At 73.0% G+C, this 22,711-nt stretch carries 21 protein-coding genes; 12 read left to right on the top strand and 9 right to left on the bottom strand.

Translation table 11 applies throughout. The features are described 5' to 3' along the window. Nucleotides 1–171: 171 nt before the first annotated feature. The gene (locus OHS71_RS29240; protein WP_328482308.1) at nt 172–1,197 is read left to right on the top strand and encodes an ATP-binding cassette domain-containing protein; all 1,026 of its coding nucleotides are present in this window, start codon (nt 172–174) and stop codon (nt 1,195–1,197) included. Further along, a complete protein-coding gene (locus OHS71_RS29235) occupies nt 1,194–2,012 on the top strand; it encodes an ABC transporter permease (RefSeq protein WP_328482307.1) in 819 nt (272 codons plus the stop codon). Before OHS71_RS29240 ends, OHS71_RS29235 begins: the two co-directional genes overlap by 4 nt. Nucleotides 2,013–2,060: 48 nt before the next feature. Here OHS71_RS29235 and OHS71_RS29230 read toward each other — a convergent pair whose 3' ends face one another. After that, nucleotides 2,061–5,696 (bottom strand): AfsR/SARP family transcriptional regulator, encoded by a 3,636-nt coding sequence (locus OHS71_RS29230; RefSeq protein ID WP_328482306.1) that lies wholly within the window; start codon nt 5,694–5,696, stop codon nt 2,061–2,063. A gap of 344 nt (nt 5,697–6,040) precedes the next feature. Between OHS71_RS29230 and OHS71_RS29225 the strand changes: the two genes are divergently transcribed. Further along, a complete protein-coding gene (locus OHS71_RS29225) occupies nt 6,041–6,841 on the top strand; it encodes a site-2 protease family protein (RefSeq protein WP_328482305.1) in 801 nt (266 codons plus the stop codon). On the opposite strand, the gene OHS71_RS29220 is transcribed toward OHS71_RS29225, so the two are convergent. Then, nucleotides 6,831–7,049, bottom strand: a complete 219-nt coding sequence (locus OHS71_RS29220) for a hypothetical protein (RefSeq protein WP_328482304.1) — start codon at nt 7,047–7,049, stop codon at nt 6,831–6,833. The genes OHS71_RS29225 and OHS71_RS29220 overlap by 11 nt on opposite strands. 76 nt (nt 7,050–7,125) lie before the next feature. After that, the gene (gene npdG / locus OHS71_RS29215) at nt 7,126–7,854 is read right to left on the bottom strand and encodes an NADPH-dependent F420 reductase (RefSeq protein ID WP_328482303.1); all 729 of its coding nucleotides are present in this window, start codon (nt 7,852–7,854) and stop codon (nt 7,126–7,128) included. 103 nt (nt 7,855–7,957) lie between these two features. Between npdG and OHS71_RS29210 the strand changes: the two genes are divergently transcribed. Then, nucleotides 7,958–8,554, top strand: coding sequence for a hypothetical protein (locus OHS71_RS29210; protein WP_328482302.1), 597 nt, complete (start codon nt 7,958–7,960; stop codon nt 8,552–8,554). A 337-nt stretch (nt 8,555–8,891) separates the two neighbouring features. On the opposite strand, the gene OHS71_RS29205 is transcribed toward OHS71_RS29210, so the two are convergent. Beyond that, nucleotides 8,892–9,122, bottom strand: a complete 231-nt coding sequence (locus OHS71_RS29205; protein WP_328482301.1) for a hypothetical protein — start codon at nt 9,120–9,122, stop codon at nt 8,892–8,894. 57 nt (nt 9,123–9,179) lie between these two features. On the opposite strand from OHS71_RS29205, the gene map reads away from it, so the two are divergent. Beyond that, the gene (gene map, locus OHS71_RS29200; protein ID WP_328482300.1) at nt 9,180–10,037 is read left to right on the top strand and encodes a type I methionyl aminopeptidase; all 858 of its coding nucleotides are present in this window, start codon (nt 9,180–9,182) and stop codon (nt 10,035–10,037) included. A 206-nt stretch (nt 10,038–10,243) separates the two neighbouring features. Here map and OHS71_RS29195 read toward each other — a convergent pair whose 3' ends face one another. Beyond that, nucleotides 10,244–10,447, bottom strand: coding sequence for a hypothetical protein (locus OHS71_RS29195; RefSeq protein WP_328482299.1), 204 nt, complete (start codon nt 10,445–10,447; stop codon nt 10,244–10,246). Nucleotides 10,448–10,756: 309 nt separating this feature from the next. Next, nucleotides 10,757–11,437 carry a PhzF family phenazine biosynthesis protein gene (locus tag OHS71_RS29190; protein ID WP_328482298.1) on the bottom strand — a complete coding sequence of 227 codons (681 nt, stop codon included), beginning with the start codon at nt 11,435–11,437 and terminating at the stop codon, nt 10,757–10,759. 433 nt (nt 11,438–11,870) lie between these two features. On the opposite strand from OHS71_RS29190, the gene efeO reads away from it, so the two are divergent. From efeO to OHS71_RS29170, 4 genes are read left to right on the top strand one after another with little or no spacing between them, the layout of a single operon-like run. Then, entirely contained in the window at nt 11,871–13,010 is a 1,140-nt protein-coding gene (gene efeO / locus OHS71_RS29185) for an iron uptake system protein EfeO (RefSeq protein ID WP_328482297.1), read from the top strand. A gap of 15 nt (nt 13,011–13,025) precedes the next feature. Further along, nucleotides 13,026–14,273, top strand: a complete 1,248-nt coding sequence (efeB, locus tag OHS71_RS29180) for an iron uptake transporter deferrochelatase/peroxidase subunit (RefSeq protein WP_328482296.1) — start codon at nt 13,026–13,028, stop codon at nt 14,271–14,273. Nucleotides 14,274–14,276: 3 nt separating this feature from the next. Beyond that, nucleotides 14,277–15,176, top strand: coding sequence for an iron uptake transporter permease EfeU (gene efeU / locus OHS71_RS29175; protein ID WP_328482295.1), 900 nt, complete (start codon nt 14,277–14,279; stop codon nt 15,174–15,176). Next, nucleotides 15,109–16,140, top strand: coding sequence for a hypothetical protein (locus tag OHS71_RS29170; RefSeq protein ID WP_328482294.1), 1,032 nt, complete (start codon nt 15,109–15,111; stop codon nt 16,138–16,140). Before efeU ends, OHS71_RS29170 begins: the two co-directional genes overlap by 68 nt. 432 nt (nt 16,141–16,572) lie before the next feature. Here OHS71_RS29170 and OHS71_RS29165 read toward each other — a convergent pair whose 3' ends face one another. From OHS71_RS29165 to OHS71_RS29155, 3 genes are all read right to left on the bottom strand, one after another. Next, the gene (locus OHS71_RS29165) at nt 16,573–17,307 is read right to left on the bottom strand and encodes a bifunctional DNA primase/polymerase (protein WP_328482293.1); all 735 of its coding nucleotides are present in this window, start codon (nt 17,305–17,307) and stop codon (nt 16,573–16,575) included. A 130-nt stretch (nt 17,308–17,437) separates the two neighbouring features. Beyond that, nucleotides 17,438–18,070, bottom strand: a complete 633-nt coding sequence (locus OHS71_RS29160; protein WP_328482292.1) for a TetR/AcrR family transcriptional regulator — start codon at nt 18,068–18,070, stop codon at nt 17,438–17,440. Between the two features lie 45 nt (nt 18,071–18,115). Next, nucleotides 18,116–19,117 (bottom strand): Gfo/Idh/MocA family protein, encoded by a 1,002-nt coding sequence (locus OHS71_RS29155; protein WP_328482291.1) that lies wholly within the window; start codon nt 19,115–19,117, stop codon nt 18,116–18,118. A gap of 87 nt (nt 19,118–19,204) precedes the next feature. On the opposite strand from OHS71_RS29155, the gene OHS71_RS29150 reads away from it, so the two are divergent. From OHS71_RS29150 to OHS71_RS29140, 3 genes are all read left to right on the top strand, one after another. Continuing rightward, nucleotides 19,205–20,518, top strand: coding sequence for a multidrug effflux MFS transporter (locus OHS71_RS29150; RefSeq protein WP_328482290.1), 1,314 nt, complete (start codon nt 19,205–19,207; stop codon nt 20,516–20,518). Then, complete coding sequence (locus tag OHS71_RS29145) at nt 20,473–21,639, top strand: serine hydrolase domain-containing protein (protein WP_328482289.1); 1,167 nt, start codon at nt 20,473–20,475, stop codon at nt 21,637–21,639. The genes OHS71_RS29150 and OHS71_RS29145 overlap by 46 nt, the downstream gene beginning before the upstream one ends. 77 nt (nt 21,640–21,716) lie before the next feature. Continuing rightward, nucleotides 21,717–22,703: a small ribosomal subunit Rsm22 family protein gene (locus tag OHS71_RS29140; protein WP_328482288.1), complete on the top strand. Its 987-nt coding sequence runs from the start codon at nt 21,717–21,719 to the stop codon at nt 22,701–22,703. Nucleotides 22,704–22,711 lie beyond the last annotated feature (8 nt).

The following is a 22,711-nucleotide window of genomic DNA, read 5'->3' as shown; positions in this document are numbered from 1 at the left end:
CCGCGCGTCCGGGTCGCGGGCCGCCGTGCAGTGGGCCCGAGACCCGCCGCCGACCCACCGGCGGCGAGCTGTAGGCACCTTGTAGGCGGGCTGTAGGCGGGCTGTGGGCGGAGACGGTTGCTGTCGGCGGGCTGTCGGTGGTTTGTCGGTGGGGGTTGCGACTGTTCCGGCATGACGCGAATCGACAAGAACCCCAGCGGCGCGGGAAGCGCCGTGACCGTTCGGGGGTTGGTCAAGCACTACGGCGAGACCAAGGCACTGGACGGAGTCGACCTGGACGTACGGGAGGGCACCGTCATGGGGGTGCTCGGGCCGAACGGCGCCGGGAAGACCACCCTCGTACGGATCCTGTCCACCCTGCTCGCCCCCGACAGCGGACGGGCCACCGTCGTCGGCTACGACGTCCTGCGCCAGCCCCGGCAGCTGCGCCGGGTGATCGGGCTCACCGGGCAGTACGCCTCGGTGGACGAGAAGCTCCCCGGGTGGGAGAACCTCTACCTCATCGGGCGGCTGCTCGACCTCCCCCGCAAGGACGCCCGGGCCCGGGCCGACGAGCTGCTGGAGCGGTTCTCGCTGACGGACGCCGCCAAGCGCCCCGCGAGCACCTACTCCGGTGGCATGCGCCGGCGGCTCGACCTCGCCGCGTCGATGATCGGCCGTCCGCAGGTGCTGTTCCTCGACGAGCCGACCACCGGCCTCGACCCGCGCACCCGCAACGAGGTGTGGGCCGAGGTCAAGGCGATGGTCGGGGACGGCGTCACCGTGCTGCTCACCACGCAGTACATGGAGGAGGCCGAGCAGCTCGCCTCCGAGCTGACGGTCGTGGACCGTGGCAAGGTCATCGCGAACGGCGCCATCGAGGAGCTGAAGGCGAGGGTCGGCGGCCGTGCGCTGCGGGTCCGCCCGGCCGATCCGGCGCACCTGCGCTCGCTCGCCGGATGGATCGACGAGCTGGGCATCACCGGACTCGCCACCACCAGCGTGGACGCCGAGCGCGGCTCCGTCCTCGTGCCGGTCCTCAGCGACGAGCAGCTGACCGCCGTGGTCGGCGCGGTCACCGCGCGTGGCATCACGCTGGCCTCCATCACCACCGAACTGCCCAGCCTGGACGAGGTGTTCCTGTCCCTCACCGGCCACCGCGCGAGTGCCCCGCAGGACGCCCGCCCCACCGAGACCCGCGAGGAGGTCGCCGTATGAGCGCGGCCACGATCGAGATCAGCACGGCCGCCGACGCGCGTATCCCGGTGCGCGCCCATCTCCGGCACACCGGCGCGCTGATCCGCCGCAACCTGCTGTGGATCCGGCAGGACCCGGAGTCGATGTTCGACGCGGTCCTCTTCCCGGTGATCTTCACCCTGCTGTTCGTGTACGTCTTCGGCGGCTCGATCGGGCAGTCGCTGGGCGGCGGGCAGGAGGCGTACGTGCAGTACGTCATCCCCGGGCTGCTGGCCATGATGGGGATGAACATGGCGCAGGGCGTGGGCACCGGCTTCAACACGGACTTCAACTCCGGGGTCATGGACCGCTTCCGGTCGCTGCCCATCGGACGCGGCTCGGTGCTCTTCGCCAAGATCGTCGTCGAGCTGATGCGCATGCTGGTCGCCTGCGTGATCCTCGTGGTGGTGGCCGTGCTGGTGGGCTTCGACATCACCCACTGGCCCGGCCTCTTCGCCGCCGTCGGGCTGGCCACGGTGTTCGGCTCGGCGCTGATGTGGGTGTTCCTCACCCTCGGCGTGATGATGAAGAGCGCGCAGTCCGTGCAGGCGATGGGCTTCCTGGTGCTGATGCCGCTCCAGTTCGGCTCGTCGATCTTCGCACCGACCCGGTCGATGCCCGGCTGGCTCCAGAACTTCACCGAGTACAACCCGTTGTCCTCGCTCGCGGACGCGGCACGCGGACTGATGGTGGGCGGCCCGGTCGCCCACGGCCTGTGGGTGACGCTGGCCTGGTCGATAGGGCTCACCGCGGTGATGGCGCCGGTCGCGATCCACAAGTTCCGCACGAAGACCTGAGCCGGCGCGCCGGACGAGGCGCGGCTCGACGGACAGTGACCGGGCGCGTCATACCAGGGCGGTGGCCTCTTCGTAGGAGAGGCCACCGCCCTCGGCGTACGCGCGCTCGAACTCCTTGTCGCCGAGCGCGGCGCGCGTCCAGACCGTGGCCAGGTCGCGGGCCTCGCGTTCCACCCGCTGGGGCACATGGCACTGCGGCAGCAGGGTCTCGGCGGCGCCCAGGCAGCGGGCGGCGTCGGCTGCGCGGACACTGCCGTCCACACGGGACAGGGACGTCGCCGCGATGAAGAGATAGAAGGAGCGCATCTGCGGGGCCATGGCCATGGCCAGTGGGTCCGTGGCCCGTTCCAGGGCGGACCGGATGCCCGTCAGGGACTGCGTGTACCGGCCGTCGACCGCGTCCAGCCATGCTTCCGCCCCGAGGATGAAGCAGTCGAAGACCGCGAAGTGACCGAACGTGAACTCCTCGCGCAGCAGACGCAGTTGCTCGCGGGACTCGGCGTGACGTCCGGTGGCGCCCAGCCAGCCGGCGAGGAAGAGCCGGGCGATGTGCATGGCCTCGTTGACCGCGCGTTCCTCGCCGCTGATCACCTCGCGCAGCACGCGCTCGCCCCGCTCCTCCTCGCCTCCCTCCAGCAGCGCGCTGCCCAGCCGGGCGGCGAGGACCGCCGACTGGGAGCGGGCGCCGAGCCGTTCGGCCTGCTCGATGGCGCCCTCGTAGTCGGCGGCGGCCTCGCGGTAGGCGCCCAGGCGTTCATGGGCCTCGGCGCGGGCGGAGAGGGCCTCGGCCGTGCCCCACGCGTCGCCCAGGCGCCGGAAGATCTCCAGGGCCTCCGCCGCGTCGCGGAACGCGCTCCCGGCCCAGTCGGCCCGGTTGGCGAGGATGTTGGCGCGCATCTGAAGGCAGGAGGCGAGCTCCCACTCGTAGCCCGGGGTCCTGCGGCAGGTGTCGACGCTGGCGTCGATGATGGCGCGGATACGGTCGGGGGCACCCGTCATCATCACGGCGAAGAACCAGAGCAGGCCGGGCGCGCGGCAGGTCTGCGGCTGGCCGGGCTCGTAGGTTTCGGCGATCCGGCGGAGCTTGTTCTGCGATGTCGCGGTCTGCCAGGCCTCCATCTCGGTGTCCATGCAGGCCAGATGGGCCAGGTGGACGCCGCGCCGGGCCTCCGCGAGGATCTCGCCCGCCATCGGTGGCGGGGCGTCGATGCACGATTTCCACACCGGGGCGGCCGGGCGCAGGGGTTCGGCGAACGGGTCGGGGCCCAGCGCCATCACCTCGAGGCACCAGCCGCGAGCCTCGATCCGCAGGTCGCGCATCTGCCAGTACCAGACGAGGGACAGGGCCAGGCAGAGCGCCTCCTGCTCGTCACGTGCCGCGACGGCGCGGCCCAGCGCGGTGCGCAGGTTCTCGTACTCCAGCTGGAAGCGGTCGATGGCGTCCCGCTGGCCGGGGCCGCGCAGCAACGGCTCGGTGGTGCGGGCGAGTTCGCGGTAGTACGTCAGATGCGCACGCTCGGCCGCCGCCCGCCTCCCGGACTCGTCCAGCCGCTCGCCCGCGTACTCGGCGACGGTCTCCAGCAGCCGGTAGCGCATGTCGCCACGGTGGTCCGGGGCGGCGACGACGAGCGACTTGTCGACGAGCGAGGCGAGCAGGTCGAGCGGCGCGAGGGGGTCGCGGCCCGCTCGGGAGTCGGGGGCGGCCGGGCCGCACACCGCTTCGACGGCGTCGAGGTCGCAGCCGCGGGCGAAGACCGACAGCCGGGCCAGGACGTCGCGTTCGTCCTCGTCGAGCAGGTCCCAGGACCAGTCCACGACGGCCCGCAGGGTCTGCTGGCGGGGCAGGACCGTGCGGCTGCCCGAGGTCAGGAGCCGGAACCGGTCGTCGAGCCGGTCGGCGATCTGGCGAGGGGTCAGCATCCGTAGCCGGGCGGCGGCCAGCTCGATGGCGAGGGGCAGGCCGTCGAGACGACGGCAGATCTCCGCGCAGGCCGCCGCCGTCTCGCCGTCGGCGTCGGTCCGGAAGCCGGGGCGGGCTGCCGCGCCCCGGTCGGCGAGCAGCCGCAGCGCGACGGGCTCCGGCAGCGGATCCAGCGGGCGCAGCACCTCCCCGGGCACGCCGAGCGGCTCACGGCTGGTGGCGAGCACGGTCACCTCCGGGCACCGCGCGAGCAGCTCCTCGACGAGTCGGGCGGCTGCCCCGACCACGTGCTCGCAGTTGTCGAGGACGATCAGCATGCGGCGTCGGGCGCAGTGCTCGATCAAACGCTCCAGGGGGTCGTCGTGACGCTCGGCCGCGACCCGTATCTCCTCGGCGCCGGCACCGTACAGCACGGTCTCCCGGGCTCCCACGGCGGTGAGGACGGCCTGCGGCACGGCGTCCGGGTCGGCGACGGGCGCCAGCTCGGCCAGCCAGACGCCGTCGCGCGCGGTGTCCGGGACACCGTCGCCGGCCGTCTCCCTGACGCGGTCCGGCGCGGCGCTCCCCGCACGGTCGCGTGTCCCGTGCCGGCCGCCGTCGGGCACGGCGCCGCCGAAACCGTCGCGCGCCGTGTCCCGACCGCCGTCGCCGGACGCGTCCCCGACACCGCCGCGTGTCCCGTGCCGGCCGCCGCCGTCCACGGCACCCCCGGCACCGTCGCGCGCCGCGTACCGGCGGCCGTCGCCGGACGCGTACCGACCGCCGTCGCGTGACGCGTCCCGGACCGCCTCGGCCGCCTCCTGGGAGAGGCGGGTCTTGCCCGCCCCGCCGGGCCCGAGCAGGGTGACGAGCCGGGCGGTCTCGAGGTCCGCCCGGATGGCCGCGATGTCGTTCTCCCGGCCGACGAAGGAGGTCAGGCGGGCCCGGAGGTTGCCGAGGGGCGGGGGCGGCGGAGCGGGAGCAGCCGGTGCGGGCGCCCCGCTCGGGGCCTCGGGCGGGACGGGACGGGGCGGCATCCCGGCGTCACCCCGGTCGGCGTGGCCGAGCAGCTCCGCGTGCAGGGTCCGCAGTTCGGGCCCGGGGTCGGTGCCCAGGCGGTCCGCCAGCATCCGGCGCACCCCGTCGTAGGCGGCCAGCGCCTGAGCGGTGCGGCCCGCTTCCCGCAGGGCGCGCAGCCGCAGGGCCTGGAGGGGCTCGTCCAGCGGGTGGGCGTCGCACAGCGCGGTGAGTTCGGGCAGCGACCGCTCGGCCTGGCCCAGGGCGATCGCCGCGGTGTGCCGGGCGCGCACCGCGTCGAGGCGGCGTGCCTCCCAGCGGGCCGCCTCGGCGGCCCCGTCGGGCAGGTCGGCGAGGGCCGGGCCCTGCCACAGGGCGAGGGCGTCGTCGAGGACGACGGCCGCCTTGGCGGAGTCGCCGTCGGCGAGCGCGCGGATGCCGTCGGCGGTCAGCCGCTCGAAGCGGTGCAGGTCGACGTCGTCCGGGGCCGCGGCCAGCCGGTAGCCGCCCTCGGCGGAGTCGATCGCGTCGGCCCCGAGGGCCCGGCGCAGCCGTCCGACCAGTGCCTGGAGCGCGCCCTGAGCGTCGGCGGGCGGTTCCCCCGCCCACACCTCCTCCACCAGCAGCCCCGCGGGAACGCTCCGGCCGGCCCGCAGCGCCAGCACGGCCAGCAGGGCACGCAGCCGTGCTCCGCCGACGGCGACGGGGTTGCCGTCCGGACGGAGTGCCTGGGTGGTGCCGAGGATGCGGTAGCGCACGGGGTCCATTCTCTCCGGTGGGATCGTGAGCGGTCACGGGGTTCTTCCGGGGTGGCGCGAGCCCGTTGTCCTCCCGCTCCGCGGACTGCCGTCCGTCCTGGGCCGCCCCCGTCGGCCGGCGGGCTGTCCCGGCCGTCCCCGGGCCGGCCATGGGCCGTCCCTGGCCTGTCCCCCGTCCGTTCCCCGACCGCCGCTCGGCCGTCCCCCGGCCCCTCCCGTGGTCGTCGCTCGGCCGGGTTTCCGGGGGAACCCCACCTTCCAGGAACCGAGGGCAGGCCGCGAGACGTTTTCCCGGTACGCCCGGGCCGGGTACGGTCGGGCCTCCACACGCGCGTACGAACTCAGGGGGGCCCATGACCACCGCCACCACCCGCAGTGCCGAGCGGAGGATCAGTCCGGTCTTCCTCGGCATCCTGGCCGTGACCGCGGTCACCGGCTGGGCGACCTGGACGGGCTTCGCCGAGCAGCCGGGCGTGGCGGTGTTCCTGTTCGTGACGGCCGCCTGGATCGTGTCCCTGTGCCTGCACGAGTACGCACACGCCCGTACCGCGCTGCACTCGGGGGACATCACCGTCGGAGCCAAGGGCTACCTGAGCCTCAATCCTCTCGCGTACACCCACGCCCTGCTCAGCGTCGTGCTGCCGGTGCTGTTCGTGATCATGGGCGGGATCGGTCTGCCGGGCGGCGCCGTCTTCATCGAGCGAGGGCGGATCAGGGGCCGGTGGCGGCACAGTCTGATCTCGGCGGCCGGTCCGCTGACGAACGTGCTGTTCGCGGTGGTGTGCACCGCGCCGTTCTGGCTGGACGCGCTGGACGGAGTGCCGGCCGACTTCCGGTTCGCGCTCGCCTTCCTCGCCCTGCTCCAGGTCACGGCGGCGATCCTGAACTTCCTTCCGGTGCCCGGTCTGGACGGCTACGGGGTCATCGAGCCCTGGCTGTCGTACGGGGTCAAGCGGCAGGTGGAGCCGTTCGCGCCGTTCGGCCTGCTGTTCGTGTTCGCGCTGCTGTGGGTGCCGGCGGTCAACGGCGTGTTCTTCGACATGATCGACGCCGTGCTGCGCGGCCTCGGGATCGGCGACTTCGAGACGTACTGCGGTCAGTCGCTGTACCGCTTCTGGGAGGGCACGAACGACTTCTGCGCGGTCAGCCGCTGACGTCGGCCCCGGCCGTCCTGCGCAGCTTGTCCCGCTTCACGTAGTACCAGGTCATGTTGGACGACAGGCCCGCGAGCAGCACCCATACGACGCCCAGGAAGCTGCCCCGGGCGAAGGAGACGACCGCCGCGGCCACGGCGAGGACGCAGACGACGAGGGTGTAGAGGGCGAGTCGCCGGCTCTGGCTGGGCGGGGGCACGGGGGACATGGGTCCGGTTCTCCTGTCGGGGGGACACTGCTGGGCCGGCTCCGTGGGCCGGCTACGACCAGTGTCCCCCATGCGCTCATACGTCCGTGACGCGCAGCCCCGCGTGGGCCTTGTAGCGGCGGTTGACGGAGATCAGGTTGGCGACCAGCGACTCCACCTGGTGGGCGTTGCGCAGCCGGCCGGCGAAGACGCCGCGCATGCCGGGGATCCGGCCGGCCAGCGCCTGCACGATCTCGACGTCGGCCCGCTCCTCGCCCAGCACCATCACGTCGGTGTCGATCTCCTCGATCTCCGGGTCCTGGAGGAGGACGGCCGAGAGGTGGTGGAAGGCGGCGGCGACGCGCGAGTCCGGCAGCAGGGCGGCGGCCTGCTCGGCGGCGCTGCCCTCCTCCGGCTTCAGCGCGTAGGCGCCCTTCTTGTCGAAGCCGAGCGGGTTGACGCAGTCGACGACCAGCTTGCCGGCCAGTTCCTCGCGCAGGGACTCCAGGGTCTTGCCGTGGCCGTCCCACGGCACGGCGACGATCACGATGTCGCTGCGGCGGGCGGTCTCGGCGTTGTCGGCGCCCTCGACACCGTGCCCGAGCTCGTCGGCGGCAGCCTGGGCGCGGTCGGCGGCACGCGAACCGATGATCACCTTCTGGCCGGCCTTGGCGAGCCGGTAGGCGAGCCCCTTGCCCTGCGGGCCGGTCCCGCCGAGCACGCCGACGACCAGTCCGGAGACGTCGGGGAGGTCCCACGGGTCCTTGGTGGGAGCCTTCGCCGGGGTGGCCGAGGGGGCGTTCTGTGCACTGTCGGTAGAGGTCATGGGCCGACTTTACGTCGGCGTGCGGAGCGGCCCTTCGTCATGTCGGGTGAACGAGGGGCGAACCCCGGGCGGGCGGTGGCCGGTTGCGGCACGATGCGGCCGCATGGACGCCGTACGGGTCGCGCTGCTGCGTGAGGTGCTCGCCGGGACCGAGTGGCTGGGGGCGACACGAAGGTTCGCCGGGGTGCTGCGCGGGTCGGTCGTGTCGCACGGCGGCGGGCTGCTGCTGGTGGGGACGGCTGTCTACGAGCCCTGGCATCTCGCGGCGCATCTGGTGGACGAGGCCGCGTGGTCGGGTACGCCGGAGCTGGCGCCCACCCTCGTACGGCATGACGCGCGTCCTTGCGACCCGGCGCATCTGGCGGTCGGCCTGGGCCGGATCGAGGCTGCCCGGCGGGGCGAGACGCTGCTGGTGGCGTCGCCGTCGGGGGACGCGCCGCTCCTTGAGCGGGTGTCGGCCGCCCGCCGGGCCGGCGTCCTGATCCTGAGCCTCGGTCCCGGCGAGGGGGAGCTGACGGCCCTGTCCCACGAGACGCTGGCCGTGCCGGACGGCTCCGAGCTGGACCTGGACACCGTGCAGCACCTGGTGAGCGCGGCCGCCGGGGAGACACTGCCGCCGCCGCGCGGGCGCCGCCGCCTCGGCGACCGCCTGGCCCACCTCGCGGAACGCCTCACCGCACCGCCCCCTCCTCCGTGGTGACCTCGCGGGTGCACCGGCACGGGCGGTGCCGGTGGTGCTGTCGGCCGCGCCGTGGGGCGGGGAGATCACCGTCGCCGGGCCGGCCGGGAACATCCGGCCGGTGCTGCTCCGCCCCGCCCTCGCGGGCGCCTTCGACAGGGTCGGCGGCATCTTCCGCGGGGTGATGCGGAACCGGACGGTCCCGGACGAGCTGCGCGGCCGGCTCGCCGGATCGGGCTGCTGCGCTGCTCAGTGGGGCCGACACCCGGAGCCCGAACCGGACCCGGAACCGGCCCGGGATCGGGACCGGCCCGGGGTCGGGACCGGCCCGGGGTCGGACTCGGAAACCGGTCCGGGGTCAGTCGTCGGTGGTTCCTGCCGCCGGGGCGTCGTGCCACTTGGGGTCGTTCTCCCATTGGAGGTTGCGCTCGCGGGCGATCTCCATCGCGTGCTCGGCCTCCGCCCGGGTGGTGTAGGGGCCGAACCGGTCCTTGGCCGGACACTCCGGCCCCTCTTCGACCTTCTTGTGCTCCAGGCAGTAGTACCACTCGCCGGCTTTGCCGGCGGTCCGCTTCTTGAACAGGGGCATGACGGCTCCTCTCGCCATCGTCATGTTCCCCCATGGCCGCTCGTTAGACTCACTGGCATGTCTGGCCAGTCGCTGCTCGTCCCGGGGGAGCTGTCCCCCCTCCGTCCGGTGCCCGGAAACATCCGCCGCCCCGAGTACGTCGGCAAGCCCGCGCCGACGCCGTACACCGGTCCGGAGGTGCAGACGCCCGAGACGATCGAGGCGATGCGCCGGGCCGGCCGCATCGCCGCTCAGGCGATGGCGGAGGCCGCGAAGCTGATCTCGCCGGGGGTCACCACCGACGAACTGGACAGGGTGGCGCACGAGTACATGTGCGACCACGGCGCCTACCCGTCGACCCTGGGCTACCGGGGGTTCCCGAAGTCGCTGTGCACGAGCGTCAACGAGGTCATCTGCCACGGCATCCCCGACTCGACCGTCCTGCGCGACGGCGACATCGTCAACCTCGACGTGACGGCGTACATCGGCGGGGTGCACGGCGACAACAACGCCACGTACCTGGTCGGGGACGTCGACGAGGAGTCGCGGCTGCTGGTCGAGCGGACCCGGGAGTCCCTCGACCGGGCGATCAAGGCGGTCAGGCCGGGCCGGCAGATCAACATCATCGGGCGGGTCATCGAGTCGTACGCGAAGCGGTTCGGGTACGGCGTGGTGCGGGACTTCACGGGGCACGGGATCAACTCGTCGTTCCACTCCGGGCTGATCGTCCCGCACTACGACAGCCCGCACGCGACGACCGTCATGCAGCCGGGGATGACGTTCACGATCGAGCCGATGCTGACGCTCGGCACACACGAGTACGACATGTGGGACGACGGCTGGACGGTGCTGACCAAGGACCGTAAGCGGACGGCCCAGTTCGAGCACACGCTGGTGGTGACCGACACGGGCGCGGAGGTCCTCACCCTGCCGTAGCCCCGGCGACCGCACGGTCGGCGCCCCGCCTTCAGCCCGCTCTCCCCTCTGAGGGCGGGCTTTCCGTTCGCCCGGGGGCGCGCCTTCGCGTTGAACACGGCCGTGTTCCGAGCGCTCGGCGCGGAGTTCCCGCTCTCGGCGTGAGCCGGCTTCGCGGGCGGACGGACCGGGCCCCCTCGCTCACCGCGAGGGGGCCCGGCGTCGGATCAGAACCGGTCGCAGTGCTTGCCGGCCCAGAAGATGTCGGCCGAGACCGTGTCGATCGCGCCGATGTACGGGCTACAGACGCCCTCGTCCCCACCGGAGTGGTGGTGCTGGCGGGGGCCCTCGTCGGCGGTGGCGGTCGTCGCCCCGGTGGCGGCGAGGGCGATACCCAGGACGGTTGCGGCCAGAACTGAACGGATACGCATGGCGTTCCTCTCACGGGACTCAGTGGTCACGCCCAGAGGTCCCCGCTCATCTCCTCGCGCACACGCCACACCACCCGTACGGACGCAAGCCTTCGCCTTTCTTTGGGATCTTGCCGAGGGCTCACGGGCCCTGGCACCCACTCCCCCCGGAAGGGGCGACCCCCAGCCGCCTCGTCGTCTGCTGCCGGCGCTTCGCGTCGACGCCCTCCTCCGCCTTGCAGCCGCACGCACCGGACCCCGCCCGGGGCCGCTGCGAGGCGCCGCGGCTCCGAGCGACCTGATCCGGGGAAAGGCCCTGGCCCGGAGGGCTCAGCGCTCCAGGAACACCCTGCCGCCGATCTCCACCCACCCGAACGGCTGCGGCGCCGTCAGGATCTGGGAGCCCGCGCCCTGGGTGATGTTCAGGGCGCGGCCGAGCCGCTCGGTGAGCAGGAGCGCCGCCGCGCCCGTCGCCTCGTCCTCGTCGACACCCTCGCGCGAGGGGAAGCCGCGGGCGCGGATCCGGCCGGCCGGCTCGTCCTCCCAGGCCCAGGCGTAGAGGGTCCCGGGAACCTCGCCCGACGGGAACTCGGCCGCGCTTGCCGCGCCGGGCGTCGGCAGGGGCAGGTCGTCCACCTCGGCGGCGGTGGCGTACTGGCGGAACACGCACGGCGGGGCCCACTCCGCGCGCGCCTCGATCCAGGTGAACTCGCCGTCCAGGCGGGTGCCCACGGCGCCGGCCGGCGTGACGAGTTCGGGCACGTCGAGCAGCCAGGCGACGCCCACGCACGAGTGGTCGGCGAAGGGGAGACGCCGGGTGGGCGTGTAGACGTCGATGATTCCGCGCTCGGGGTCGTCGACGAACACCGTCTCGCCGAAGCCGAGTTTCGCGGCGAGGTCCTGGCGGTCCTCGCGGTCCGGCAGCACCGAGCCTTCGCGGACCACGCCCAGTTCGTTGCCGTAGCCGCCGTTCGGCGCGCAGAAGACGCGGAGCACGTCGTAATCAGTCACCGGGGAATTGAAGCACCGCTCGTCGCCCGGGGCGCCGCGCCGGACCCCCACCCGCCCCGGCCCGCGGCTTCGGTTCGTGCGGAGTGCGCGCGCCGCAGCGTCGGCGGGGTGGCGGGCGCGCGCCCCCGGGTCGCGCACGCCGGTCGCACAGTTCCCCGCGCCCCTGGTGGGCGGACCGCGCCCCCTCCCTCCTTCTCCGTCGCGGCCCGGAGCGTCACCCGGTGGCCACGAAACGGAATCTTTGAATCTCCTTTGACCATTCCTTGGGGTCCGGTTTGAGTCACCGTGATCGCCTCGTGCTCTTACGGCGTCCATGAGAGGTGAATCACTGCGCGGACGGGTATTACGCAGGTAAGCCTTGGATAAGTTAGGCGAGGCTCACCAACCCTATGAGCCGGGTCACGTCAATAATCAGCCATCGCTGGGAGCCCGAATGCGAGCCGCCAGACTGTCCGTCGTCACCGCCGTCACCGCCGTGACCGCCCTGACCGCCGTCACCGGCTGCACCTCCAAGAGCGATGCGAAGGGCGGCGACCGTGTCATCAACGTGACCGCCACCGACGCCAAGTGCGAGACCTCCAAGAAGGAGATCTCCGCCGGACACCTCGAGCTCGCCATCGAGAACAAGGGCTCCAAGGTCACCGAGGTCTACATCCTCTTCCCGGACGACCGGATCGTCAGCGAGCGGGAGAACATCGGCCCCGGCACCAAGCAGCGGGTCACCGCCGAGGTGAAGGCCGGGGACTACCGGATCGCCTGCAAGCCCGGCATGAAGGGCACCGGCATCCGCCAGGACCTCAAGGTCACCGGCGGCTCGGTCGCCAAGCGTGACCCCCGACTGGACAAGGCCGTCGCCGCCTACCGCGAGTACGCGCAGGAGCAGGCCGACGCCACGCTGCCGCTCGTCGCGACCTTCGTGAAGGCCGTCAAGGCGGGTGACGTCGAGGCGGCCAAGGCGGCCTACGCGCCCTCCCGCATCGGCTGGGAGCGCACCGAGCCGGTCGCCGAGTCCTTCGGTGACATCGACCCGAAGGTGGACGTCCGCGCCGACGGCCTGGAGGCCGGGCAGACCTGGACCGGCTGGCACCGGCTGGAGAAGGCCCTCTGGCAGGACAAGAAGATCACCGCCGCGGAGAAGACCCTCGCCGACCAGCTCACCACCGACCTGACCGACTGGCAGAAGCGGGTCGGCAAGGCCGAGATCACCCCGACCTCGATGGCCAACGGCGCCAAGGAACTCCTCGACGAGGTCGCGACCGGCAAGGTCACCGGCGAGGAGGAGCGCTACTCGCACACCGACCTCGTCGACTTCAAGGCCAACGTCGAGGGCGCCCAGAAGTCGTACGAGCTGCTCAAGCCGGTCGCCGCGGAGAACGACGCGGCCCTGGTCACCGAGCTGGACAAGCAGTTCGCCGCACTGAACACGCTGCTGGACAAGTACCGGCCGAACACGACCTCGTACGCGTTCACCTCGTACGACAAGGTCGGCGCCGCCGGCCGCAAGGAACTGTCCGACGCGGTCAACGCGCTCGCCGAGCCGCTGTCGAAGCTCGCCGCCGCCGTCGCGAAGTAACCGGAGGGCCAGGACATGACCGAGACCCAGGGCAGCAGTCCCTCCCGCCGGTCGCTGATCGGCTGGGGCGGTGCCGGCCTCGCGCTCGGCGCCGCCGCGGCCGGCGGCGCGGTCGCGATGACCCGTGCCGGCGACGACGTCCAGCCGGCAGGCGCCGACACGGGCGCCGCGATCGGCTTCCACGGCACGTACCAGGCGGGCATCGCCACGCCCGTGCAGGACCGGCTGCACTTCGCCGCCTTCGACGTGACGACCACGGACCGGGCCGAGTTGGTGCAGCTGCTGAAGGACTGGACCGAGGCGGCCCGCCGGATGACGGCCGGGAAGGCGGTCGGCGAGGGCGCGTTCGGCGGTCTCCCCGAGGCGCCGCCGGACGACACCGGCGAGGCACTGGGGCTCAAGCCGTCCCGGCTGACCCTGACGGTCGGCTTCGGGCCGTCCCTGTTCAAGAAGTTCGACCTCGCCGACCGGCGGCCCGACGCCCTCGTCGACCTGCCCACGTTCGCCGGGGACGCGCTCGACGCGGCCCGCAGCAACGGCGACCTGTGCGTCCAGGCCTGCGCGGACGATCCGCAGGTCGCCGTACACGCCATCCGCAACCTGGCCCGCATCGGCATGGGCAAGGTCGTCATCCGCTGGTCGCAGCTCGGCTTCGGCAAGACCTCCTCCACGACGCCCGACGCGCAGACCCCGCGCAACCTCATGGGCTTCAAGGACGGCACCCGCAACATCGCGGGCACGGAGACGGACCGGCTGAAGAAGTTCGTGTGGGTCGGCGAGAAGGACGGTCCCGACTGGATGGTCGGCGGCTCCTATCTCGTCGCCCGCCGGATCCGCATGCACATCGAGACCTGGGACCGCACCTCGCTCCAGGAGCAGGAGGACATCTTCGGCCGCGACAAGGGCGAGGGCGCTCCGGTGGGCAAGGCGAAGGAGCGCGACGAGCCCTTCCTGAAGGCGATGAAGCCCGACGCGCACGTACGGCTCGCGCACCCCGACTCCAACCACGGGTCGACGATCCTGCGCCGCGGCTACTCCTTCACCGACGGCACCGACGGTCTGGGGCGGCTCGAGGCGGGCCTGTTCTTCCTCGCCTACCAGCGTGACGTGCGCGAGGGATTCATCCGCGTGCAGCGCAACCTCGCGACCGATGCGCTCAACGAGTACATCCAGCACGTGGGTTCGGCCGTCTTCGCCGTCCCGCCGGGCGTCCGCGACAAGGACGACTGGTGGGGCCGGACGCTGTTCTCCAAGGAGGCGTAGCCCGTGTTCTCCAACTACCTGATCGGACTGCGCGAGGGCCTCGAGGCCAGTCTCGTCGTCTGCATCCTCATCGCCTACCTGGTGAAGACGGACCGCAGGGACGCGCTCAAGCCGGTCTGGGCCGGTATCGGCATCGCGGTGCTCATCGCGATGGGTTTCGGCTGCGTCCTCGAATTCGGCTCCCAGGAACTGACGTTCCAGGCGCAGGAGGCGCTCGGCGGCTCCCTGTCCATCCTCGCGGTCGGCCTGGTCACCTGGATGGTGTTCTGGATGCGGCGCACCGCCCGGCACCTGAAGTCGGAGCTGCACGGCAAGCTGGACGCGGCGCTCGCGATGGGCACCGGCGCGCTGGTGGCCACCGCGTTCCTCGCCGTCGGCCGGGAGGGCCTGGAGACGGCCCTGTTCGTGTGGGCGTCGGTGCACGCGGCCGGCGACGGCACCCCGCGGCCGCTGATCGGTGTGGCCCTGGGCCTGGCGACAGCCGTCCTGCTGGGCTGGCTGTTCTACCGCGGAGCGCTGCGGATCAACCTGGCGAAGTTCTTCACCTGGACGGGCGGCATGCTCGTCGTGGTGGCCGCCGGCGTGCTGGCGTACGGCGTCCACGACCTCCAGGAGGCCGATCTGATCCCGGGGTTGAACCGTCTCGCCTTCGACATCACCGGCACGATCCCCCCGGACAGCTGGTACGGCACGCTGCTGAAGGGCGTGTTCAACTTCCAGCCCGATCCGACCGTCCTCCAGGTCACGGTGTGGCTGCTCTACCTGGTGCCGACACTCGCGCTGTTCCTCGCCCCGGTAGGGTTCGCCTCCGGGAAGGGGAAGGTGAAGTCACCTGATGAGCACGGAACGCGAACGCGGGCTGACGACCGGGATTCCGCGCAGTCGAAGGCTCCGCGGGCGTGACCGGTACGCACTCGTAGCGGCTTCGCTCACCGCCGTCTCGCTCACCGCGAGCGGCTGCGTGGTGGTCCACGGGGAGCTCGAGCTGCTCCCGGCGGCCACGAAGGCGGAAGCCGTCAAGGCGGTCGAGCAGTTCACGTCCGCCTACAACAAGGCCGACGCGGCGTACGACAGTTCACTGGACGCGGCGTACACCACCGGCGCGCTCGGGACCATCGACGAGGCGCGGCTGAAGGCGGGCCGCGCCAACAGCCCGAACGGCAATGCGGAGCACACCCCGCTGGTTCTGTCGGACGTGAAGTACACGATCGTCGAGAAGGCGGGCTGGCCGCGCTGGTTCGTCGCCGACGCGAAGGGCAACAAGGGCGGCGACGCGCGCTGGCTGATGGTCTTCACCCGGGCCGGGCGCTCCCAGCCGTGGCAGGCCACCTATCTGACGCTGGTGGCACCGGGCTCGGTGCCGGCGTTCGGGCACGGGGGCAGGAACGGCGTCGCCCAGGCCGTGCCGGCCGACTCCGCCGGATTGGCCGTCGCCCCGAAGGACCTGAGCAAGGACTACACGGCGTACTTGCAGAGCGGCCGGGGCGCGTTCGCGGACGGCGCGTACACCAACACGCTGCGCGCCGCCCGCGCGAAGAACGCCACCAAGCCGGGCCTGGCCACGCAGTACATCGACGAGCCGCTCACCAGCGGCGACTACGCGCCGCTGGCGCTGCGCACCGCGGACGGCGGGGCGCTGGTGTTCTTCACCACCCACCACTACATGAAGCAGACGGCCGCCGTGGGCGCCACCGTGCCCGCCCCGAACAAGAACGTGGCCGCGCTGACGACCGGTGAGATCAAGCAGTCCCTGACGATGGAGTTCGTCGCCAACGAGATCGCCCTGACGCCGCCGAAGGGCTCGGGAAACGGCAAGGTGACGATGCTCAGCCGGCTGGAGGGCTTGACGGGGGCCAAAGGCGCGTAAGCGCTCCGCTGGGTGTGGCGGGTTTTGCCGGGGGCGCTGGGGGTTGTGTTCGGCCGCGGGCCCGGTGGGGGCTGATCGCGCCGTTCCCCGCGCCCCTGGCAGGGCGCGATGCCGCACCCCTGCGACGTGCGAGCACAAGGGTCCGTTCTCGGCCGCAGGCCCGGTGGGGGCTGATCGCGCCGTTCCCCGTGGCCCTGGCAGGGCGCGGTGCCGCACCCCTGCGACGTGCGAGCACAAGGGTCCGTTCTCGGCCGCAGGCCCGGTGGGGGCTGGGCGCGCCGTTCCCCGTGGCCCTGGCAGGGCGCGGTGCCGCACCCCTGCGACGTGCGAGCACAGGGGTCCGTTCTCGGCCGCGGGTCCGGTGGGGGCTGGGCGCGTCGTTTCCCGTGGCCCTGGCGGGGCGCGATGCCGCGCGGGGCTTCGCGCCGCTGGTCAGTGGTGGGAGGGCCAGGGGGTGTTGGTGTGGTCGGGCTCTTGGTCCGCGTGGCGGGCGCAGGCGTCCGTGAGGGTTTCGAGGAGGGTCAGCGGGTCGGGCAGCGGGTGCTCGGGGCCGCGGAACCAGTGCACGGTCCGGCCGTCGTCGCCGGGCAGCCGGGCGGGCGGTACCAGGACGTAGGAGCCGCGGCAGTGCCAGCGCAGGCCGGGGTGCTCGTCCATGGTCTCCGGGTGGCAGTCCAGCTCGCACGGCCACCACTCGTCCTCGTCCTCGGGGGTGCCGCGGGTGAGGGTGAAGAAGAGCATCCGGCCGTCGTCGCTCTCGGCGACCGGGCCGACCTCGACGCCGGAGTCGAGGAGCCGCTCCAGCGCCTGCCGGCCCGCCTCCAGCGGCACGTCGAGCACGTCGTGCGTCATGCCGGTGGCGGTGATGAAGTTGGCCTCCGGCTGCTGGCGGGCCCAGTGTTCGATCTGCGCGCGGTCGGTGGTGGACTGCGTCTGCCAGCCGAAGGACACCGGGTGCCGGGCCGGGGTCGGACAGCCGACCCGGTCGCAGGAGCATCCGTAGCCGGGGGCCGGGTGCGCGGCGGGCGCCAGCGGGAGTCCCGCACCGGCGGCGGCCAGCAGCAGGGCCTCACGGCCGCCCTCGTCGGCGGCTTCGGCCGGGCCGCTGCGCAGCCATTCCGAGAGTTTGCCCCACAGGCCGGTCCGGCCGCCGAACTCCGCGCTCATCTGTCCCCTCGTCTAGCTGTGGTGCGGACAGCATGCCTCATGGTCCCACCATCCTGGGCATCGGGGGGCCGTAGCCGTGAATCGGGGCAGGTGGGACCGGTGGGGCCAGAGTGACCCATGTGCGGCATGTTCAGCGGGGCGCGAGGCCGTGGAGGGCGTAGTCGACGAGGGTGTCGGTGTACTCGTAGGAGATCGGGCCCGTGTACTGGAGCCAGCGCTGCGCGAGCGGGGAGATGAAGAACTCCAGGGCGATGCGCGGGTCGAGGTCGGCGCGGACCTGGCCGGCCTCCTGGGCGGAGCGCAGCCGGTCGACGTACAGCTGGATGGACGGTTCCATCAGCTTGGCCGTGAACTCGCGGCCGACCTGTTCGTCTACCACGCCCTCGGCGGCCAGGGCCCGGGAGGGCGCCTCGAACCGGGGGTCGGTGAGCTGGTCGACGGTGGCCCGCAGGACGGCCTTGATGTCGGCGGCCAGGTCCCCGGTGTCGGGGATGGCGTAGAGCCCCCGGTCGGACGCCCCGGCGTCGCGCGCCGCCTGTTCGCCGAGGTCGAGGAACGCCTCCAGCAGGACGTCGGCCTTCGACCCCCACCACCGGTAGATGGTCTGCTTGCCGACGCCGGCGCGGGCGGCGATGCCCTCGATCGTGGTCTTCGGATAGCCGGTCTCCGCGACGAGGGCGAGGGCGGCGTCGTAGATGGCGCGCCGGGACCGTTCGCTGCGGCGGGTGGTGTCGGGGGCCGGCTTTCCGGACTGTGTGGCCATGTGTCGACGGTACCAAGCGGATGAGACGGGACGTCTCGTGAACGGTTACGCGTTCTCGCCGGGGTAGCGCACCCCGATCCGCTCGCGGACCGCGTCGAGGGTCCGCATGACCGCGAGGGTGCCGTCCAGCGGGACCAGCGGGGACTCGGTCTCACCGGCCCGCAGCGCGCGCATGACCTCGCGGGCTTCGTGCCGCAGCGTCGTCCGGGGACCGTCGGCCGGGTCGGCCGTGAACTCCTCGGGGTCGCGTCCGGCGCGGTGCAGGACGAGGCGCTCGGGGTGGAAGAACCCGGACGGGATGTCGATCCGGCCGCGCGAGCCGGTGAGGGAGGCGGTGGTGCCCGTGCCGCCGACCAGGGAGCAGTGCAGGGTGGCGAGCGCGCCGGAGTCCCAGGACAGGGCCAGGGCCGTCTGGAGGTCGACGCCCTCGGCGGAGAGGACGGCCTGGGCGGCGATGCCCGAGGGCGCGCCGAGCAGCAGGTGGGCGAAGGAGACCGGGTACACGCCGAGGTCGAGGAGCGCGCCGCCGCCCTGCGCGGGGTCGCGCAGCCGGTGCGAAGGCGGGAAGGGCCCTTCGAGGCCGAAGTCGGCCTGCACGGTGCGGACCTCGCCGATCGCGCCGTCGTCCACGAGGGCCTTGAGGCGGCGGACGACCGGGTTGCAGTACATCCACATGGCTTCCATGAGGAAGCGGTCGTGTTCCCGGGCCAGCGCCACGAGTTCCTCGGCCTCGCGCAGGTTCAGCGTGAACGCCTTCTCGCAGAGCACGTTGCGCCCGGCCTCCAGACAGAGTCCGGCGGCGGTGCGGTGGGCGGCGTGCGGGGTGGCGACGTAGACGACATCGATGTCCTCGTCGGCGGCGAGCGCGGCCCAGTCGCCGTAGGCCCTGGGTATGCCGAACCGGTCGGCGAACGCCTTCGCCGAGACCTCGGAGCGCGAGGCGACCGCCACGACCTCCGCCTCGGGCAGGTCGATCAGATCCGCCGTGAACGCGGCGGCGATCCCGCCGGTCGCCAGGATCCCCCACCGCACCGTGTCCGTCGTCATACCCTGCCCCGCCCTCATGCCGTCCCAGCAGTGTGTTCGAGCTGAGAGCATAGGTCGCACAGATGTCGGAGAGGGAGGGGCGGCCGGATGCCGGAGGGTGGGGCCGTGCCCGGCGCGGCGCGGCGGGCGGCGACGGACCGTGACAGGGACACCGGCGGGGAGGCCGCGCCGAGCCTGTCCGCCCGGCGCCGGGCGGGCCTGCTGGTCACCCTCGTCCTCGGCGGTCTGACCGCCACTCCCCCGCTCTCGATGGACATGTACCTCCCGGCGCTGCCGGAGGTGACCCGCTCGCTGCACGCGCCCGCCGCGACCGTCCAGCTCACGCTGACCGCGTGTCTGGCCGGTATGGCGCTCGGGCAGCTGGTGGTCGGCCCGATGAGCGACCGGTGGGGGCGCAGGCGCCCGCTGCTCGCCGGGCTCGCCGTCTACGTCGTGGCGACGGCCCTGTGCGCCCTCGCGCCGACCGTCGAGCTGCTGGTCGCCTGCCGGCTGGTGCAGGGGCTCGCGGGCGCGGCCGGGATCGTGATCGCGCGGGCGGTCGTACGCGATCTGTACGACGGCTTGGCGATGGCACGGTTCTTCTCCACCCTGATGCTGATCTCCGGGGTGGCCCCGGTCGTGGCGCCGCTGATCGGTGCGCAGATCCTGCGTGGGACGGACTGGCGGGGCGTGTTCCTGCTCCTCACCGGGGTGGGGCTGCTGCTGGCCGTGGTGGTGTGGACCAGGCTCCCGGAGACGCTGCCCGCCGCCGAGCGTCATGGGGGCGGGGTCGGCGAGGCCCTGCGTGCGATGCGCCGGCTGCTCGGCGATCTGCCCTTCACCGGCTACATGCTCACGGGCGGTTTCGCCTTCGCCGCGCTGTTCGCGTACATCAGCGCCTCGCCCTTCGTCGTCCAGGAGATCTACGGCGCCTCCCCGCAGACGTTCGGCCTGCTGTTCGGCGCGAACTCCATCGGGCTGGTGCTGGTCGGCCAGGTCAACGGCAGGCTGCTGGTGGGGCGGGTCCGGCTCGACCGGGTCCTGGCCGCAGGCCTCGTGACGGTCGCGCTGGCCTCGACCGCCCTGCTGCTGATGACGACGGGCGTCTTCGGCGAGGCCGGGCTGGCCCCGGTGGCCGCCGCGCTGTTCGTGCTGATGTCCGCGATGGGCGTCGTCCTGCCGAACGCGCAGACCCTCGCCCTGTCGCGGGTCCGGCACTCGGCCGGTTCCGCCTCCGCGCTCCTCGGCACCTCCTCCTTCCTCATCGGCGCGATCGCCTCGCCGCTCGTCGGGATCGCCGGCGAGCACACCGCCGTCCCGATGGCCGTCGTCCAGTTGGCTGCCGCACTGGTGGCTTCGGCCTGCTTCATGGGAATGTGCCGTCCCTGGACGAAGGCGGGACCGGAGGGAGCAGGGAGCTGAGCGCACCGAGACTGCGCGTCGACACACCGGAGCGGGCCGGGCTCGACCCCGAGGAGACGCGGCTCCTCGTCCGCGACGTCGTGGACCTCACCACCGGCGACCGGCCCTGGGCGGCGGGCGCCGTCGTGGTCGCCGGGCGCGGCCCGGTGATCGCCGTGCGGGAGGCGGCGGGCTGGGCGGTGCGGTACTCCGCCTACGACCCGGCGGCCGACGCGGGGGTGGAGCTCGCGGCGGGGGCGCGGATCCCGATGACCGTCGACACCCCCTTCGACCTGGCGTCCCTCACGAAACTGTTCACCTCGGTCGCGGCGGTGCAGCAGATCGAGCGCGGCACCCTCGGCATCGACGCGCGGGTGGGTGCCTATCTGCCCGACTTCCACGCGGCGGCCGCCCACGGCATCACCGTGCGCCAGCTCCTCACCCACACCTCCGGGCTGCGCCCCGAGCTGCCCCTGTACGACTGCGCGGACGACGCCCGGCGCTGGGACCTGCTACGCGCGCAGACGCCGGTCGGCGCACCGGGCTCGTACCTGTACTCGGACCTGAACATGCTGCTCCTCCAGCGGCTCCTGGAGCGGCTGACCGGTCGCACGCTGGACGTCCTGGTACGGGAGGGGATCACCCGTCCGCTGGGCATGACCTCGACCGACTTCGGGCCGTGCCCCGGCGCGGCGGCGACCGAGGACCAGCGGCGCCCGTGGGCGAAGGCGGACCGGGGGATGCTCCGGGGCGTCGTGCACGACGAGAACGCCTGGTCGCTGGGCGGGGTGGCCGGACACGCGGGGCTGTTCTCGACGGGTGGCGACCTCGCGGTGTTCTGCCGCACCCTGCTCTCGGGCGGTTCGTACGGTCCCGCCCGCATCCTGGGCCCCGACTTCGTGGAACTGCTGCTGACCCCGCCGGGGCTGGGCTTCGCGGTGGACCAGCCGTGGTTCATGGGCGAGCTGGCGGGCGAGGGCGCGGCCGGGCACACGGGCTTCACGGGGACCTCGCTGGTGCTCGATCCGGCGACGGACACGTTCGTGGTGCTGCTGGCGAACACGGTGCATCCGAGGCGACGGGCGCCGGACAGCGGGCCGCGGGCCCTGGTCGGGACGCGGATGGCGATGGCGGTGCGATGAACGCCGTGCGGGCCGTGGCACGGGCACGCGCGGGTGGCGGGGTGAGGGCAGTGGCCGGTACCTGAGAAAATCCGGGGGTGAACGTCTCCGTATCCGTTTCCGAGGCCCTCCGCGGTGCCCTGACGGACCTGCTCGACGGTCTGCCGCCGAAGCAGGCCGGGCAGGCCGTCGATCGGCTCATCGCCAACTACCGGGGCGCCACCCCGACCGACGCCCCGATCCTGCGTGACCGCGCGGACGTGGCCGCGTACGCCGCCTACCGGATGCCGGCGACGTTCGAGGCGGTGCGGTCGGCGCTGGAGGCGTTCGCGGACGCCGTGCCGCAGTGGGCGCCGCGCAGTCATACGGACGTCGGCGGCGGGACGGGCGCGGCGACCTGGGCGGTGAGCTCCACCTGGGCCGGGATGCGCCCGGTGACCGTGCTCGACTGGGCGGAACCCGCCCTGGCCCTCGGCCGCGAGGTCGCCGCCGCGAACCCGGCGCTGCGCGACACCCGCTGGCAGCGCGCCCGCATCGGCACGGCGCTGACCCTGGACCCCGTCGACCTGGTCACCGTGTCGTACGTCCTGAACGAGCTGGCCGCCCCCGACCGGGCCACGCTCGTGGACACCGCCGCGTCGGCAGCGCAGGCCGTGGTGATCGTCGAGCCGGGCACCCCCGACGGCTACGCCCGGGTGATCGAGGCCCGCGACCGGCTGATCGCCGCGGGGTTCCGGGTGGCCGCGCCCTGTCCGCACAGCGCGGCCTGTCCGATCGTGCCGGGCACGGACTGGTGCCACTTCTCGGCCCGGGTGAGCCGCTCCTCGCTGCACCGTCAGGTCAAGGGCGGCTCGCTGCCCTACGAGGACGAGAAGTTCAGCTATGTCGCGGCCGCCCGCCTCCCCGTCTCCCCCGCTTCGTCCCGGGTGGTCAGGCGGCCGCAGATCCGCAAGGGCCAGGTGCTCCTCGACCTGTGCGAGGCCGAGGAGCGGCTGAGCCGTACGACGGTGACGAAGAAGCACGGGGACCTGTACCGGGCGGCCCGGGACGCGGACTGGGGCGACGTGTGGCCGCCGGCCCCGTGAAGGCGGTG

It is taken from the genome of Streptomyces sp. NBC_00377 (assembly GCF_036075115.1).
In the GTDB taxonomy this organism is placed as follows: domain Bacteria; phylum Actinomycetota; class Actinomycetes; order Streptomycetales; family Streptomycetaceae; genus Streptomyces.
Note: the sequence above shows the minus strand (reverse complement) of the source record. Positions and strands in the feature narration are given on the sequence as shown.

What these genes read in the sequence shown, in the direction of transcription:
- OHS71_RS29240 (WP_328482308.1), top strand. Translation starts at nt 172, where the DNA reads ATGACGCGAATCGACAAGAACCCCAGCGGCGCGGGAAGCGCCGTGACC.
- OHS71_RS29235 (WP_328482307.1), top strand. Translation starts at nt 1,194, where the DNA reads ATGAGCGCGGCCACGATCGAGATCAGCACGGCCGCCGACGCGCGTATC.
- OHS71_RS29230 (WP_328482306.1), bottom strand. Translation starts at nt 5,696, where the DNA reads ATGGACCCCGTGCGCTACCGCATCCTCGGCACCACCCAGGCACTCCGT.
- OHS71_RS29225 (WP_328482305.1), top strand. Translation starts at nt 6,041, where the DNA reads ATGACCACCGCCACCACCCGCAGTGCCGAGCGGAGGATCAGTCCGGTC.
- OHS71_RS29220 (WP_328482304.1), bottom strand. Translation starts at nt 7,049, where the DNA reads ATGTCCCCCGTGCCCCCGCCCAGCCAGAGCCGGCGACTCGCCCTCTAC.
- npdG (WP_328482303.1), bottom strand. Translation starts at nt 7,854, where the DNA reads ATGACCTCTACCGACAGTGCACAGAACGCCCCCTCGGCCACCCCGGCG.
- OHS71_RS29210 (WP_328482302.1), top strand. Translation starts at nt 7,958, where the DNA reads ATGGACGCCGTACGGGTCGCGCTGCTGCGTGAGGTGCTCGCCGGGACC.
- OHS71_RS29205 (WP_328482301.1), bottom strand. Translation starts at nt 9,122, where the DNA reads ATGCCCCTGTTCAAGAAGCGGACCGCCGGCAAAGCCGGCGAGTGGTAC.
- map (WP_328482300.1), top strand. Translation starts at nt 9,180, where the DNA reads ATGTCTGGCCAGTCGCTGCTCGTCCCGGGGGAGCTGTCCCCCCTCCGT.
- OHS71_RS29195 (WP_328482299.1), bottom strand. Translation starts at nt 10,447, where the DNA reads ATGCGTATCCGTTCAGTTCTGGCCGCAACCGTCCTGGGTATCGCCCTC.
- efeO (WP_328482297.1), top strand. Translation starts at nt 11,871, where the DNA reads ATGCGAGCCGCCAGACTGTCCGTCGTCACCGCCGTCACCGCCGTGACC.
- efeB (WP_328482296.1), top strand. Translation starts at nt 13,026, where the DNA reads ATGACCGAGACCCAGGGCAGCAGTCCCTCCCGCCGGTCGCTGATCGGC.
- OHS71_RS29170 (WP_328482294.1), top strand. Translation starts at nt 15,109, where the DNA reads ATGAGCACGGAACGCGAACGCGGGCTGACGACCGGGATTCCGCGCAGT.
- OHS71_RS29165 (WP_328482293.1), bottom strand. Translation starts at nt 17,307, where the DNA reads ATGAGCGCGGAGTTCGGCGGCCGGACCGGCCTGTGGGGCAAACTCTCG.
- OHS71_RS29160 (WP_328482292.1), bottom strand. Translation starts at nt 18,070, where the DNA reads ATGGCCACACAGTCCGGAAAGCCGGCCCCCGACACCACCCGCCGCAGC.
- OHS71_RS29155 (WP_328482291.1), bottom strand. Translation starts at nt 19,117, where the DNA reads ATGACGACGGACACGGTGCGGTGGGGGATCCTGGCGACCGGCGGGATC.
- OHS71_RS29150 (WP_328482290.1), top strand. Translation starts at nt 19,205, where the DNA reads ATGCCGGAGGGTGGGGCCGTGCCCGGCGCGGCGCGGCGGGCGGCGACG.